This window comes from Scandinavium sp. (genome assembly GCF_051650185.1).
GTDB lineage: Bacteria > Pseudomonadota > Gammaproteobacteria > Enterobacterales > Enterobacteriaceae > Scandinavium.
Genome location: NZ_JBOFIN010000077.1, coordinates 44,420 through 61,675, shown reverse-complemented (window position 1 = coordinate 61,675; position 17,256 = coordinate 44,420). Strand labels below are relative to the sequence as shown.

At 56.4% G+C, this 17,256-nt stretch carries 6 protein-coding genes; 4 read left to right on the top strand and 2 right to left on the bottom strand.

Annotated features, from left to right (window positions below):
* Positions 1-181: 181 nt before the first annotated feature.
* Positions 182-2,158 carry an alkyl/aryl-sulfatase gene (locus ACRCWW_RS09895; protein ID WP_438682262.1) on the bottom strand — a complete coding sequence of 659 codons (1,977 nt, stop codon included), beginning with the start codon at positions 2,156-2,158 and terminating at the stop codon, positions 182-184.
* Positions 2,159-2,397: 239 nt separating this feature from the next.
* Positions 2,398-3,504, bottom strand: coding sequence for a GGDEF domain-containing protein (locus ACRCWW_RS09890; protein ID WP_438682261.1), 1,107 nt, complete (start codon positions 3,502-3,504; stop codon positions 2,398-2,400).
* A gap of 205 nt (positions 3,505-3,709) precedes the next feature.
* On the opposite strand from ACRCWW_RS09890, the gene ACRCWW_RS09885 reads away from it, so the two are divergent.
* The 4 genes from ACRCWW_RS09885 to ACRCWW_RS09870 all read left to right on the top strand — a co-directional run bounded on the left by ACRCWW_RS09885 (position 3,710) and on the right by ACRCWW_RS09870 (position 17,225).
* Positions 3,710-13,387: an autotransporter-associated beta strand repeat-containing protein gene (locus ACRCWW_RS09885; RefSeq protein ID WP_438682260.1), complete on the top strand. Its 9,678-nt coding sequence runs from the start codon at positions 3,710-3,712 to the stop codon at positions 13,385-13,387.
* 111 nt (positions 13,388-13,498) lie between these two features.
* A complete protein-coding gene (locus tag ACRCWW_RS09880) occupies positions 13,499-15,115 on the top strand; it encodes a mechanosensitive ion channel family protein (RefSeq protein WP_438682259.1) in 1,617 nt (538 codons plus the stop codon).
* Positions 15,112-16,239 (top strand): BamA/TamA family outer membrane protein, encoded by a 1,128-nt coding sequence (locus tag ACRCWW_RS09875; protein WP_438682258.1) that lies wholly within the window; start codon positions 15,112-15,114, stop codon positions 16,237-16,239. Before ACRCWW_RS09880 ends, ACRCWW_RS09875 begins: the two co-directional genes overlap by 4 nt.
* A gap of 29 nt (positions 16,240-16,268) precedes the next feature.
* Positions 16,269-17,225, top strand: coding sequence for a hypothetical protein (locus tag ACRCWW_RS09870; RefSeq protein WP_438682284.1), 957 nt, complete (start codon positions 16,269-16,271; stop codon positions 17,223-17,225).
* Positions 17,226-17,256: the final 31 nt, after the last annotated feature.

The following is a 17,256-nucleotide window of genomic DNA, read 5'->3' as shown; positions in this document are numbered from 1 at the left end:
ATACACAGCGTTAACAGGGTCTTATCGGGGTAAAAGCAGCGAGTATCCGCCTTTTTTAATCCTAAGCAGGAATGGCGGAATTTGCCTTAGAGTGGGTGAAAAAAAAGATACAAAAATGTGATGGGTTTGTAGCGGTGTAAAAAAATCCCCTGCGAAGGGCTTCGCAGGGGAAGGGCAGGGATTATGGCGTGACGATGTTGAACCAGAACTCGAATTTATCCATTGAGTTCAGCAGTTCATCCAGCTTGCCTGCGTCGCCGGTGATTTTGACGTCACCTTTGTCTTTGGCCTGCTGCAGCGTCTCTTCTTTCAGCACGATTTTGTTCAGCGTATCGCGAGAAAGGGTAATGGTCGCATCGGCTTTATCAGACTGCGCATTAGCCGTGTGGTTCAGCACCCCGTTTTCCAGCTCAAGCTTGTACTTGTCGCCGGTATCGGTGAAGTCGAAGTTCAGCACGGCCGTTTTGCCTGCGGCTTTCTCGCCGTTAACGTGAACCGCCAGATAGTCGAAGAACATTTCCGGCGTCATCGCACGGACGGTATCCGGGCTTGCGGTATTCGGCGTAGCCGCTTTTACCACACCGTTACGCAATTCCTGCGCACCGCTCAGGTAGAAGTTACGCCATGGGCCTGATTCTGCCTGGTAACCCAGCTGTTCCAGCGCGTCAGCTTCGAGGTTTTTCGCCTCCTGGTTGCTCGGATCGGCGAACACCACTTTGCTGACCACCTGCGCTACCCAGCGGTAGTTACCCTGGTCGTAGTCGGTTTTCGCTTTCTTCAGGATGGCATCCGCGCCGCCCATGTAATCGACGTATTTCTTCGCGGCATCTTCCGGTGGCAGTTCGTCGAGGGTTGCCGGGTTGCCGTCAAACCAGCCGAGGTACAACACGTAGGTGGCTTTGACGTCATGGCTGACGGAACCGTAGTAGCCACGGTTGGCCCAGGTATTCGCGAGGTCTGGTGGCAGCTTGAACTTAGCGGCGATTTCGTCGCGGGTCAGGCCTTCGTTTGCCATACGCAGCGTCTGGTCGTTGATGTAACGGTACAGGTCACGCTGCGATTTCAGCAGTTTGTTGATGTTGTCGTTACCCCAGGTCGGCCAGTGGTGTTGCGCCATCAGCACTTCCGCTTTGTCGCCCCAACGAACAATGGCTTCGTTGATGTATTTCGACCACGGCAGCGGTTCACGAATTTTCGCGCCGCGCAGGGAGTAGGTGTTGTGCAGGGTGTGCGTCACGTCTTCTGCGGTTTCGATGAGTTTTTTCTCTTCGATATACCACAGCATTTCAGACGGCGCTTCGGAGCCCGGCGCCAGCATGAAGTCATAGGTCAGACCGTCAATGACTTCTTTCTGACCGTCTTTCTCGATGATGTTGGTTGGCGCAATCAGGGTCACCGTACCCGCAGAGGTGGTGGTCCCCAGACCGGCACCGACCTGGCCTTTGGCATCAGGTTTCAGCAGGTTGCCGTACATGTAACTTGCGCGACGGCTCATTACGTTACCTGCCATGACGTTTTCTGCAACGGCGGCATCCATAAATCCGGTTGGGGCATAAATTTTCACTTTGCCGGCTTTAACGTCGGCTTCATCAATCACGCCGCGCACACCGCCATAGTGGTCAATGTGGCTATGGGTGTAGATAACCGCAACGATCGGTTTTTTACCGCGGTTTTTAAAGTAAAGATCCATCCCGGCTTTGGCGGTTTCCGCAGACACCAATGGGTCAACCACGGTGATGCCTTCTTTACCCTCGATGATGGTCATATTCGACAAATCGAGGTTACGAATCTGGTAGACGCCGTCGGTGACTTCAAACAGCCCGCTGATGTTGATCAACTGCGACTGACGCCACAGGCTTGGGTTGACAGTGTCAGGGGCTTTTTCGCCTTCTTTGATGAAGGCGTATTTAGCCGGATCCCAGATGACGTTGCCCTGCTCACCTTTGAGAACCTCCTGCGGCAGCGCGGCGATAAAGCCTTTGTGCGCGTTGGTGAAGTCGGTGTTATCAGAGAACGGCAGTTGGTTGTAGAGGGCATCGTTGGCTTGTTTTGTCGCCGCGGTAGCATCTTTTGGCTCTACCTGTGCAAAGGCAGGCGCTGTAACCGTGGTTAACATCCCTGCAAGCGCCAGGCTTTTAACAATGGCATTCAGTCTCATCTTGTTAGCCTCATGAGGAGTGCGATCGAAAAGGTATTATGTAAAACAACTGTGAATAAGTGATTCTTTTTATAACTACATATTTACACGACTAGTGTAGGCCAGAATGATAAATTTTCCTGTTCGAGTGATAAAAAAGCAGAATATATCGCTACCGCCCGTCATTACTCATGTAAGCGGGCGTCAGTTGCGTGAAAGGAAAGGGAAAACCGAAAAGTTGCCCATGTATATGATATAAATCAAGGTGTTGTTGCCTGGCTTATACGGTTACGGCCCTCGCGTTTAGCCTGATAAAGCGCTTTATCAGCCGACTCCAGCAACAAATCAAGCGACATGCCCGGTTGCCATTCTGCAATGCCCTGACTCACAGTCACCCGATCAGAAACCGTTGATCCGGCATGGCGTACGCGTGTATCGGAAATGGCCTGCTGTATGCGTTTGGCGATAGTGACGGCGTTGGGCATTCCGTCGCATACCGCCAGCACCACAAACTCTTCACCCCCGTAACGGAACGCGGCATCGCTGGCTTTACGTAGCGATTGTTCGATGCAGCGGGACACCTGAACGAGGCATTTATCTCCTTCAACATGGCCGTAAATGTCGTTGTACTGCTTGAAGAAATCGATATCTAACACGATCAGAAACAGCGATTTTCGGGTTTGTCCAAGCTGCTGAATGCTTTGCGTGAAATAGTCCGCGAAGCTGCGGCGGTTGAACAGGCCGGTTAAGGTGTCATAGTTCGCCAGCTTGACCAGTTTTTTGATCAACAGGCTTTTTTCATATTCGCTGCGCTGGGTGCGAAGCCAGGACTCCAGCAGGATGTAGCGAGCGGAAAGCACCACTGCCAAAATGATGACCGCGCCAATACCCTGAATCAGAGTAAATTTCACCGGCGAGAGGAGTTCGCCGTAAATCAGCGAGAAAATGATGGGCGCGGTGAACAGCGCCAGCAATCGGGCGGAAAGATAGAACGTAATGGTGGCGGGCAGCAGGATGATCACCAGAATCACCATGGTGATGGTCGGCTGGCTAAAGTCATTCAGCAGGTTATAAAAAATGATCGACCACAGAATGCTGAACACCAGCACGATACCCGGCAGGCATTTTCGGTACAGGCCTTTGTTGATGTTCTCGCGAAGCCGCAAGGTGAGCAGCATGTTAATCACCGAAAAGACCATCACCGCAATCAGCGTATAAGCATAGTCGCTGGTCTCAAGCAGGATCATGCCGCCGCCATAAACCCGCATCACCAGCCACGCGCCAAAGATAATATTCAGGCACAGAAACCAGAGATACCCCTTGACGCTGGCAATCGTTATTTCTCGTGTTCCGTGCTTGATATCCATGAAAAGGCTCCAGATTTTGTTACTGATGAGGATAGTTGAAGCCTCGGTTTCACTCAAATAGCCACCACAATGAAGGCTGAAAATTTTACACGCTAAAGACGTTGAATCTTTGGCTATGTACTACTTTTACAAAAAGTAACATCCCCGCCTGTTATCTGATGACGTTTTCGCCATTTTCGAACTTATTGATTTTTATGGAAGACGTATGAATAAAATTTATCGCCTGATCTGGAGTCCTGTCGCAGGAGCGTTGATCCCCGTCGCAGAATTTACTGCCGGGAAAAAAGGGAAGTCGCTACGTTCTGCTCAGCGCCGCATTATGCTGCTGGGGATGTTGCTTGCGTTATCTCACTTCGCTTTGGCTGACGATGTCCAGTGGTCGGCGGTCTATCCGGATTATGCGTTTCCAACCGATCCGAACTACGACTTCGACCAGGTTATCAGCACCGGATATGCCTTCACCGTGGCGGGCACGCCGGGCGCGAACAACTACGTGGCGGGCACTACGCTGAATATCCTTGGCCCGATACCGCTGTTTCCGGATTTCACTTCGGGTAATGGGGTCAGCGGGACTTCTGTTGCGGTGGTTGATGCGCTACCCGGTGCCAGCGCACCGGAAGGCAATCGCATTATTCAGATAACGGCTACCGACTCGCAGGGTGTGACCACGCCAATTACCGCCGCCAATATTAACGAATACAACTACTCACCTGCGCCAGCGAACCCACAGCAAGATCAGGAGCTGAACGTTGAAGTGCCTGGGCTCGATGGCAGCTATCAGGTTATCAGCGTCTACGATTCGACGACCTTTATTCCGGCGGAGGATACGCCGGTTTCAGGTATGCAACTGCCCGTCTATGATCCGTCATCGGTGCGCATTCTGTATCAGTTCGGCATCGTGAATGTGTCTGCTGGCGGCGGGACGGCGAACATCAATATTGGTGCCGACACCGCGGGTGATACGCCGATTTCAGCGGCGATGAACACGCTTGATTTACTGGCAAAAGAATCCACTTTGGCGCGGGCTGATGGCGGCGCAGGCGAACAAAGCGCCGTGAACTGGCAGTCAGATAACTATATTCATTTCCGCCCGGCGGCCGTCATCGCCAACAGTGACCAGGAAGTCACTGCCCAGAGTACGGCGTATAACTACAGCCTGACATTGCCAAACTATGAGGTAGGGCCACTGGGCAATGTACGTCGCCTGGCCGACAAAACCTTCACCATTAACTCGGCGACGGATATCGCCGACGTGAATGATTATCTGATCGGCCAGGGAAACTACGCGGGAAAAGCACAAATCCAGTACTGGCTTACCGCCGGGGCGACGGTCGACGGTGAAGTGATTGATTCCTCAGTAGAAGCCCAGCAGGTCTATAACACTATCATCACCAATCTGCTGTCTCAGGCTGAGAGCACCTCCATCGACATGCGCTATTACGTCTGGGACGATCGCGGAGTGCATAGCAACAATGCAACGGAGGGAACTGGCGACCTGCGGGTAATTTATGCCAATGGGGAAGGAACCAGCGGCACCGTAACCAGTACGGGGAGTCTGGCGGTGGATGGGGCTTCGGCTGTTATGGAGGCCCTTTCCGGGGGCGTGATTACTAACAACGGTGCCATTAATGCGTGGCGCAGCAGCGGTAACAGCCCGCTTCCCGTTGGCATGCTGGCGACGGATTCAGTGGCGATCAACAACGGCGTGCTGAATGCCGGGCTGTTTCTGGAAAAAAATGGCGTCAATCAGAATGTGAACAACGCTGGCGCGATGGGTATGGCAAGCCAGGGCGACAGTACCCTGACCAACAACGGCATTATCAACATCGCCGTTACGGACTCAGCCACGCATAACGCCTGGGGCATGATTGCTGCGGGGAATACGCAGGGCAGTAACAGCGCCACCGGGACGATTGTGTTGACCGGAAACAGCCATAATACCGACGGGCACGGCGGTGGCTACGGCGTGCTGGTGGGCGACGACGCAACCTTTACCAACAGCGGCAATATCTACCTTGGCGGTTCGCCGTTAACCAGCAGCGGCACGCCTGCCGCAGTGAACCTGGTCGGGAGCGGCGATCTTAGCGCCGGGATTTTCACCCAGAGCAGCGGGGCGGTAGAAAACAGCGCCGCGGGCACTATCACGATCCTTGATAACGTCCGCAACGCTGCCGGGATGATTGCCAGCGGCAACACCGGCCCGGTGACCAATAACGGAAACATTAACGTGCTGGGCCAACTGACCTCCGGCTCGGCGGCCGCCAACTATGGCATGTATGTGCAGGACAACACCGGTATCGTCACCAACAACGGCGACATTCAGGTGGACGGCGATAATAATATTGCCCTCAGCGTGCTGGCGTTGAATACCGATGCCAGTCTCACGTCTACCAACAGCAGTGCCATCACGGTCGGCAGCACCGGCGATCTGGGGGGGACGGACAGTAACCCTTATTCCTATCGCAATTATGCCGTTTATGCCGAAGGGCTTGACGGCAATGACGCGACGGTCCAGCTGGATTCCACGATTCGCCTGCTCTCAGCCGGAGCCATCGGCGTGCATGCCCGTGGTGACGCCACCATCAACATCGGCAATGATTCCACGCTGACCTTTGAGAACCAGAAGCAAATCGGCTACTACGCCTGGGGCCAGGGGGCGAACATCAACATCAGCAACCCGACGATCACCGACAGCGGGATGGCGGATTCGATCCTGTTTGCCGTCGACAGCGGGGCGATTTTCACCGGCGCGACCACCGGTGGCGCTTATGTGCTGAACGTTAACGGCAGTGGCTCGACTGGGGTGTTTGCCAACGGTGTGGATGATTTGAACACGGAAGATGAAAGCGACGATGTGCCCACGAAAATGTCGACGGGGGCCGCGAAAATTACCGTTACCGGCAATAACGCGGTCGGCGTAAAAGTCACGGGCGGCGCTGAAGGGACCATTGATGATGGCTCCATTGTCCTGGCGGGAAATAACACCACCGCCGTGTTGGTGGATGGGCGTGATTACGGCATTAACGGCGATATTGGCGAGACGCCTCGGGCGACGAATGTCACTTCCGCCGCGGTGATCGGTTCCGCGTCCGGGCAGAGTGGGATCGTCGGTTACAACGTGTCGAATCTGGGGAATTTAACGCTGAATGCCGGAGCGAATCTCAACCTGTCAGGCACCAACAGCAGCGGCATTGTGTTACACGATGCCGGGATTGCGACGGTTAACTCTAATGTCAGTGTTTCCGGCAGCGGCAACATCGGGGTGGATATTCAAAACAGCGGCACACTGACCAACAACGGCACCATTTCAGTGTCAGGCACGACGGGCAGCAACAACGTCGGGGTTCGCGTTCAGGGAGGCGGAGCGGTGGTTGACCGTCTCGGCGTCGTGAATGCCAGCGGGGGTAAGGCGGCTGTTCAGCTCACCGGCGACGGTGCGCAGCTCACCGTCAACGGCACCGGTAACCACATCACTGCGGGCGGTGATGCCGATGGTGTGCTGATTGACAGCACGGGCGCATCTTCGTTTACGGCGAGCGACACCGTTATCGATTTGACCGGTACCGGCGCAGGCATTAATAACAATGCCAGCTCAAGTAACATCAATCTTAACCGTGTCACCATCAATGCTGCCAATGGCCCCGCTATCCGCACGGCGGTGACTTTTGATGCCGAAGGCACCGGCAATATCCTGAATGTGAGCGGCAGCGGTAGCGGGTTCGCCTTTATGAAGGGCGATGGCTCAGCCACCACCGGGAACCTGACCATTGGCAACGGCTACACCATTAATGGCAACGGGGCCAATAGCGTGGGCGTGCTGGCGAAAACCAACGGCACCGTCAACAGTGGAACCAATATCACCATGGGATCTTCGGCGGGGGCGGCTATTGATGCGACTAATGCCAGCAGCCTGACTAATAGCGGTAATATCCAGACTACAAGCAATACCGGCAGCACGATCCTCGCCGCCAATACCGGCTCCTTCACCAACAGCGGCACCATCAATTCCAGCAGTACCAGCAACAGCAGTTCGCTGATTGTGCTTAACGGCACGGCGGCAAATCGCACCATTAACAACACCGGCACTATCACCAGCCAGAGCCAGAACGCGAAAGTGATTGATGCTTCAGGCGCGGCGAATAATACCGTCACCAACAGCGGCACCTTGCAGGCGGCGAGTTCGACGGCGCAGGCCATTCTTACGGGCAGCGGAAATGACAGCGTGACGCTGAGCGGCGGCAATACCCGTGGGGAGATCACCCTGGGAAGCGGCAGCGACCAGTTCACCTGGAACAGCGGGGTGTTCGCCGGGGGCGTGACCTTTAGCGGCAACGATGGGCAGGACCGGGCGACTGTCGGGAATGTCGATTTGAGTCAGACGACCCATATTTTGAGCCAGGGCGGAACGGGCAGTACGCTCACGCTGAACGGCACAAATGCAGGCGCTGATCCGGCTAAAATCGGCACCCTTACTGCGGATAACACCAGCGTGGCAACCAATATCGGCAGCGGCTGGAGCACGTTGACGCTGGACGGTGCAACAACCGATGTACGGGTAGTGAACGACCTGACGCTTTCCGGCACGCCAGTGATTAACGTGAATAACGGCGCGACGTTAAGAACAGGCGACAGCGCGACGCAAAGCGCACAGGCCACTATCCACAACTACAACATCAGTACGCTCGGTGCAGACAGCCTGGTCTCCTTTGATGGGGCTCTCGATCAAACCTACAGCGGGGTGATTTCCGGCAGCGGCGGGATGGAACGCATCAACAGCGGCGACACTGTTCTGCTCGGCAATAATACCTATACCGGCAATACGCTGATCGGCAGTAATTCAGAGCTGACTTTAGGTGCTGGCGGCACCACGGGCAGCCTGTCGACCGCCACCAACATTACCGATAACGGCACGTTCACCGTGAACCGTTCTGATGCAGTGGCGCTGAATGGCGTCATCTCCGGCAGCGGGAATTTCCACCAGATTGGGGCGGGGGTGACGCGTCTTGGCGGCAATAACACCTACGCAGGCACCACGAATGTTGAGCAGGGCACCTTGCTTATCAACGGCGTGCAGACGGGCTCCGGGCTGACAACTGTTTACAGCGGCAGCACGCTGGGCGGTAACGGCACGATCGGCGGCGACGTCGTGTTCCAGACGGGTACAACCATCAAACCGGGCGATGATAATCAGGGCAACGGCACGGGCACGCTGACGGTCAACGGCAGCCTGACGCTGGCGAGCGACACCAACAGCCAGTTCCAGCTGGGGCAGGCCTATCAGCCTGGCGGGGCGTTGAATGACCTGGTGCAGGTGAACGGCAATCTGACGCTGGACGGTACGGTCAATGTCGCCCTGACCGACGGCGGCAGCTTCCTGCCGGGGGTCTACCGGCTCTATAACTACACCGGCTTGTTGACCAATAACACTCTGGAGATAGGCTCGCTGCCCACCAATTTCCCGGGGCGGTACTCGGTTCAGACCAATATCAATCACGAAGTGAATCTGGTGCAAAACTTTACGCTGCCGCTTAACCAACAGCAGTTCTGGGACGGTGATATTTTGGGGAATAACCACGGTCCGAGCGGTACGGAAGGGAACGACGTGGTCGACGGGGGGAATGGCTACTGGTTCAGCGGATTAGGGAGTACCTCAAATAACTGGACCGTGTCTGACGGTGATGGCAATGCGCCATGGGCGGATAATGCCTTCGCCATCTTCCAGGGACTCAAAGGGAATGTGACTGTCACTAACGCCTTCGGTCAGGTCCGAACCTCCGGAATGCAATTTACGACGGATGGCTACGTTGTCAGCACTGACCCCCTTAACCCGGATTCCGACCTGGCGATGATCTTCACCCAGATTGGCGGCAATAGCACCCCGGATAACACCTATGCTGCACAAGGGCAGACTGCGGCCGATCGCTACTTCCTGATCCGCGTGGGTGACGGGGCGACGGGCGCGGATGTGACGGCGACCATCGACACCAACCTGGTGAAGAATAACCTTGATCTTTTCGATCTGCGTTTGCTCAAAACCGATCCGGGTCGGCTGATCCTCAACGGGGATAACGCTTACGCAGGTGGCACCGAAATTTGGGGCGGCACGCTGCAGGTCAGCAAGGACACCAGCCTGGGTGATGCTGGCACCTCCATCACCATCAGCAACGGCGCCGCTCTTCAGTCTGGTGCGGACTTCACCACTGACCGCCTGATTTTCCTGGATGCTGATGGCGGCGGCACGCTGGACCCTTACGGCCATACCTTTACGCCAGCGGGCGTGATTGGCGGGGATGGCGATCTGGCTGTGGTCGATACCTCGGTGGGTACAGCGGGCGCGCTGGATCTTAACGTGGCGAATACTTACAAAGGCGACACCACCCTCACCGGCAAAAACGGCAACGGCACTCTGACGGTCAACGCGAACACCACCGGGACGCTCGGGGGAACGGCAAACAGTGCGGTGACAATGACTAATCAGGCGCGGCTGAACTTCAACAACAGCGCCAGCGCACAGTCTCACGTCTTTGACGTCACTAACTCGACGCTGGCCTTCGCCAATAGCGCCAGCGCCGGGCAGAGCAACATTGGGCTGACAGGCGGCACGGCTATTTTTGCTGACAGCAGTAATGCCGGAAGCGCGGCGATAATCGTCGATGCCACTTCTCAGACTCTCTATTCGGGTTCGGCTGACGGCGGCACCAGCACCACAGCCAACGCAGGACTTGTCGCCTTCTCCGGCAATGCGCAGGCGGCTAACGCCAGCATCAGCAACCAAAGCGGCGGGAACGTCACCCTGGCGGATTCCTCCGGGAAGACGTCCATCGGTTCGCTTTCTGGCGCAGGCACGGTCAATCTTGGCGATGCCACCCTCAGCGAAGGCAATCTCAATCGCAATGACACCCTCAGTGGCCTGATTTCCGGTGTGGGCGGCGGGCTTGAAAAAGTGGGCACCGGCATTCTGACCCTGACCGCAGATAACACGTTTACCGGCGCGGCCTCCGTGCTGAAAGGCGTATTGCTGATTAACGGTAATCAGAGTGCGGCGACAGGGGCAACCAGCGTGGCAGGCAATGCCACTCTCGGTGGCAATGGCACACTCGGCGGCAATGTCAGCGTGGTGGATAACGGGCATCTGGCGCCGGGCAGCACCCTCGGGAGCGTCGGGGAGTTGACCATGCAGAGCCTTACGCTGGCCAGCAATGCCCAGCTCGATTTCCAGTTCGGCCAGTCCGGTACCCCGGGCGGGGCGCTGAACGACCTGCTCAACGTGAACGGCGATCTGACCCTCGACGGTAAGCTCAATATCACCCAGACCCCGGGCGGGAATTTTGACGTCGGCGTTTATCGCGTCATCAACTACACCGGTGCTTTAACCCACCGTATTCTGGAGATAGGCGCAGCCCCGGAGGCGGCAGACGATCTGTATGTCCAGACCTCGATTGACGGTCAGGTCAACCTCGTCAACCGCACGGGTTACACCATGCGCTTCTGGGATGGCACCGGCGGCGCAGGCGGGGTGCTGAAGAACAACGGCAAAATCGACGGCGGCGACGGCGTCTGGCAAAACAGCAACGGCAACGATAACTGGACGACGGATTTGACCGATCCGGGAGGCAAATTCAATACCCGTTTCAGCGATGGTGCCTTTGCGGTGTTCAGCGGGGAAGTGGGAAATGTGACGGTCGATAACAGCCTCGGTGCGATCGTCATCAGCGGCGCACAGTTCACGACCGACGGGTATGTGATAAACGACGGGACGATCACCACCAACACCGCGGACACATTGATTCGCGTCGGGGATGGAACCCTTGCAGGTAAAGGCTATACCGCCACGATTAACTCCGTGATTAACGGCAGCGGCGGGCTGGACAAAGCCGATCTCGGCACGCTGATCCTGACGGCGGATAACCAGTATCAGGGCGGCACCACCGTCAGTGATGGCGTGCTGCAGGTGGCGAAAGACAGCAATCTGGGGGCATCCGGCACCGGCATTACGCTGAACGGCGGGACATTCCGTTACGCATCAGCCTTTGAGACTTCCCGCGCCTGGACGCTGAGCGGCGACGGCGGCACCCTCGATACCAACGGCAACAACGTGTCGTTACTGGCGGCAGTCGGTGGCAGCGGCGATTTGACCAAAGCAGGCGACGGCACCCTCACCCTGACCAAAGACAGCACTTTCGAGGGCAAGACCACCATTCTTAATGGCACGCTGCAACTGGGAACGGGCGGAGGCAGCGGCAGCGTGACGGGCAATATCGTTAACCTGGGCGACCTGGTGGTGAACCGTAATAACACTTTGGATCTCGACGGCACTATCTCCGGCACCGGTGATTTCATCCAGCGCGGCAGCGGCACCACGGTGCTGAATGGCATCAATACCTGGCGAGGTATGACGCTGGTGGAAAACGGCACGCTGCTGGCGGGAGGCGTTTCTCGCTTCAGCGCTAACTCGCTGCATATCGTCAGCCAGAACGGGACACTTGATACAGGCGGGCGTAATCAAACGGTGGCGGGCCTGGTGAACCAGGGAACGGTCAATCTGCGCGGCGGAAACGTCGGTTCAACGCTGACCGTGAACGGGGATTACGTTGGGATGGACGGCACGCTGAAAATCGCCGCTCAGCAGCACAGTCCTGGTGTCGCAGACAAGCTGGTGATCAACGGCGGAACGGCGACCGGACGCACGCTGCTGGATATTGACGTGAGCCAACTTGGTGAACCGACAACCGGCGATGGCATTATGGTGGTGGAAGCCCTCAATGGCGCGACGACGACCGCACAAACCACCAAAGACGCGTTTTCCATTGGCGAGCAAAAGCTGATCGCCGGAGCCTGGCAGTATCAGCTGTACGCCGGGAATGCGAGCGGAGCAGGGGAAGACTGGTTCCTGCGGGCGGGTTACAGCCCGGTGGTTCCGGGCTTCGATACGCTGCCGTCGATTGTGCGTCAGGCTGATTTGTTTGTACTCGGCACGTTGCATCAGCGCGTCGGCGACGAACAGCCGTGGCGTGCCGATGTGCCGGAAGATCAGGAAGGGCGCTTCTGGGCGCGTTACCTGACCAAAACGGTGGATCAGCATCTGAACGACGCAACCAGCAGCAAAAGTCATTCGCAGTACGATGGCATGCAGATGGGGCTCGATCTGTGGCAGAACGACAAATGGCGTTCAGGTATTTACACCACCTTTATGGATCTCGACAGCTCCGTCAGCGGCAACACCGGAATGGGCGGCGGTTCAGCCTATAACTCCACCTTCTCTTCTTATCTTGGCGGGTATGCGACCTGGACAGACACCGACGGCCTGTATGTCGATAACGTCCTGCAATACGGCTATCACTCTGTCGATTTGAAAAGTGAAGGCAGCAACGACACCTATCATCCGGACGGCAACACCCTTACTGCCTCCGTTGAAGTGGGCAAACCGTGGCAAATTGGCGACAGCAACTGGGCCTTTGAGCCGCAGGCACAACTGGTCTGGCAGTGGAGCAACTTCGACGACACCACGCTCAATGACGGCGTCAACACCAAAGTAACCGTGGATGCCGACAGTGCCGTGATTGGACGTCTTGGCGCACGCCTGACAGCCGATTACGACACCAACATGGGCAAGGTAAAACCCTATGTTCGGGTGAACTACTGGCAGGAGCTGAGCGACGGGGAAGACGGCGTGACCTACCGCAGCGGCGACAACAGCAACGGGAAAACAACGCTGAAATCCAGTCAGAAGTTTTCTGCGACGGAAGCCGCTGTTGGCGCCACCTGGACCGTCACCAGTGACGTTCAGGCTTACACCGAAGTGGGCAAAACCTGGGATAACGGGGGCGATTCCAGCCTCGACGCGAACCTCTCCGCGTCAGTGGGGATGAAAATCCGTTTCTGAGGCGTCTTGAAATAGCCTAAGGCTGGTCTATGCTCAACAAAGAGTAAGCCAGCCTTTTGCTTTTGAGCTTATGAATAATAACGAAAATATTCACTTCTGCGGGTGTTGATTATGAACAGGATGCGGCATGTTTTGCTGGCGTGGATCTCATTGTTGCTCGCGTTTCCGCTTTTTGCCGCTGAGCCCCGGCAGCAGCCGACCGACCAGGAACGGGCGCGAACGGTTTATATTTTCCATCAACCCATCGTCATGCTTCAGGCCACCTTTGGCCTCAGTACGCCGGAAGAGCGCGTGCTGCGCATTCGTAATACGCTACGAGCCTTCACCCGTGAGGATGTCAGCAAACCGCTGACCATCGAACCTGTCACCCGTTACCACCAGCCTGCGCGGCTGTTCCTGATGAACGGCAAACCCATCATGCTGCTCAGCCAGGCTGACCTTGATGAAGGCGACGATTTAACGCTCGATCAGGCGGCACAGCGAGTGTTGGCGCGAATGGAGTTGCAGCGTACCGCGCTGCGTGACCAGTACAACACCGGCTATCTGGCACTGGCAGGGGTGAAATCAGTACTGGGCGCGGGGGTTCTGGCGCTGTTTTGTTACGGTGCTTACCGCGCCTGGCGCTGGGTGCAGCGTTATAACCGCCGGATGCTGTTGGAAAAACGCGGCCTCATCCCGCACAGCTGGCGGCGTTTTCTTGGGGCCATTGAGTCAAAGCTGTTTGGCCTGTTGATGATCCTGTTGAGCCTGGTGGCGGCTTACCTGTGGCTTGGCTGGATGTTCAGCCTTTTCCCGTGGACCCGGGTGTGGGGCGAATCGCTCGGCGACTGGACCGTACTGGTGCTGCAAAAGATTGCGTTGTCGATAGTCTCTGCGCTGCCGGGTTTAGTTATCGTCTTGATAATCTTCCTGATTACTTCGTTTATAATTAAATTACTCAAGGTTTTACTCAACCAGGTTGAGGCGGGTAAAGTTCAGGTCCCTGGTCTTCACCCCGAAACGGTCGGTGCGACGCGAAGGCTGATCACGGTCATGGTCTGGTTATTCGCTTTGTCTGCCGCTTATCCCTTCTTACCCGGAGCCAACTCGCTGGCCTTTAAAGGCATCAGTGTCTTTTTCGGTTTGATGCTGACGTTAGGATCGGCCGGGTTGATGAACCATGCAATGAGCGGTCTGGTGCTGATTTACTCCCGGGCGCTGCGTAAGGGCGATGTGATTCGTATTGCGGATAACGAAGGACAGGTGAGTGAAATCGGCATGCTGGCAACCAAAATCATCACCCGTGAAAACTATGTGGTGACCGTCCCCAATGCGGTGGTGGTCAGCGGCAAAATTACCAACCTCAGTGCACAGAATCCTGGCGGGGGCGTCAATCTCACTACCGGTGTCACTATCGGTTATGACACACCCTGGCGGCAGGTTCACGCCATGCTTGAACTGGCGGCCCGTCGAGCTGAAGGCATTGACCACAGTCAGCCGCCGATTGTGCGGCAATTGAGCCTGATGGACTGGTATATTTCCTATGAACTGCAGGTGAAGTTGCTGCCTGGCACCTCCCTGGCGGTGGCTCGTAATGCGCTGCACAGCCACATCCAGGATGTCTTCAACGAATTTAACGTACAGATAATGTCGCCAAACTTTGTGCTGCAACCGGAAGGCGCCGTGATGGTCGCCAAAGAGAACTGGTATGCGGCTCCGGCCACACCGCCTCAAAGGACCGATGCATGAGACTACCCCGGCTGGGATGGCTGCTGATGCTGCTGTTGTACGCCAGCACAAGCCCGGCGGCGAGCCTGTTCGACCCCGAAGATGGGATGCTCGATATGAGCGCTTACCTGCGGGATAACCCGTACGGATTTCTTCCCGTACCGATGATCATTACCGAGCCCGCGGTCGGTTACGGCGGCGGCCTGTTCGGGTTGTTTTTGCATGGCAAAGGGACGCAGCAAGGAGGGCGGTACATTCCGCCTGCCTTCAGCGCCTTTGGCGGCGGCGGCACGCAAAACGGCACCTGGTTTGTCGGCGGCGGGCATCGCCATACATGGAATAACGACCGCATTCGCTGGCTGGGCGGCGCAGGCTACGCCAACGTCAACATCGATATTTATTCGGGTGATGTGGCGGGGTTTGGCCACGATAAGGCGATCAACACCACCTCCAAAGGCTATGGCGGAATGCAAAAGTTGCAGTTTCGCGTGGGGGATTCCCCGGTGTTTGTCGGCGTGAGTCAGGTCTGGATAAACCTGGACGTGTCGGCCGACAACAACCCCGTTATTAATAAAGTCTGGAAACGCGTGCTGGGTGATAACAGCACCTCGTCGGCGGTAGGGCTGGTGGCAGAGTATGACACCACCAATAATCTGTTTTGGCCAAGCGACGGGCTTTCACTGAGCGGAGAGTACCGTTTTTACAGCAGTTTTTTGGGGGGCGACTATCGTTATAACCAGCTCGAGCTTGACGGGAAGTATTTCATGCCGCTCAGCTCAACCCTGACGCTGTCCCTTGCCGGAAACTATCAGTCGCTCACCCACAGCGATGCGCATCTCCCGCCGATGGCGCGACCGTTTATCGATTTGCGCGGCATCTCGCGTTATCGCTATCAGGGCGATTATGTCGGCACGTTGCAAACCCAGCTGGCCTGGAATGTCACGCCGCGCTGGGTGCTGCTTGGCTTTGTCGGTGCAGGCAGCGCCAGCGACGAGGCCAGCCATCTGTTTGATGAGACCCAGGTCGCCTGGGGCACAGGGTTTCGCTATTTGATTGCCCGGGAGTACGGGCTGCATACGGGAGTAGACGTCGCTTTCAGTGACCATGAGCAGGCGGTCTATTTTAATGTCGGTTCCGGGCTGTGACCGGGGCGACGACCTGACGAGAAACGATGATGAAATGGAACCGAATTCTGGTCTCGCTGGTGCTGCTCTCCGGAGCGGCGAGCGCTGCGACGACCACGAGCAGTGCGGCAGACGACACAACCTCAAGCGACAGTATGTTCCCCATCTGGGGTGATGAAGCGCGCGCGCGTGGGTATTCCATCCCGCTGCCATTTGGCGTCAACCTGAGCTACATGAATATGCGTCAGGACGTGAACGTCGAGAGCATCGCGCTGAGCGGGCTTCAGGTTGGCGGCAGGCCTATTCCGGACGACATGTTCATGATTGGCGTGGGCGATACCCGTGAAAAAAGCAAAACCGAGAACCTGCGCCTGGACATGTGGGTGTTTCCGTTCCTGAACGTCTATGGGATCGTCGGTCATACCAAGGGATCGTCGGTGTCGCAGATCTCGGTCAATGCCGATCCGTCGCAGTACGGCCGCCTTGATCCTAATCGCCTGATTGCTCAGGCGGTTCATGCCGGATATGAAAGCGGCGCTTTGCAGGATTTGAATTTCACCCTCAACTTCGAAGGCACCACTTACGGCACGGGTGTGACGCTGGCAGGAGGCTATCAGAACTGGTTTGGGCTGATTGATACCAACTACACGCAGACCAGTTTCGACATTCTTGACGGCAAAATTTCAGCCCTCACCGTGTCGCCACGCGTGGGATATCGCTTTGAGTTCCAGGGGATTTCCGGGCCTTCGCATCTGGGCATCTGGATTGGCGCCATGTACCAGGACGTTGAGCAGGAATTTAAAGGCAATTTGTCCGATCTCAACCTGCCTTCCGCACTGGATAACGTGGTGGAGAATGGGCGCTTTGATGTTAAACAGCACCTCACTTCGCCGTGGAATATGCTGGTGGGCGCGCAGTATGAAATTACCCAAAACTTCAACGTGTTGACTGAATTTGGCTTTAACGACCGCAACAGCTTCTTTCTCGCGGGTGAATACCGATTCTGATGAAAAAATGGATGATGGCAACGTTGGGCGT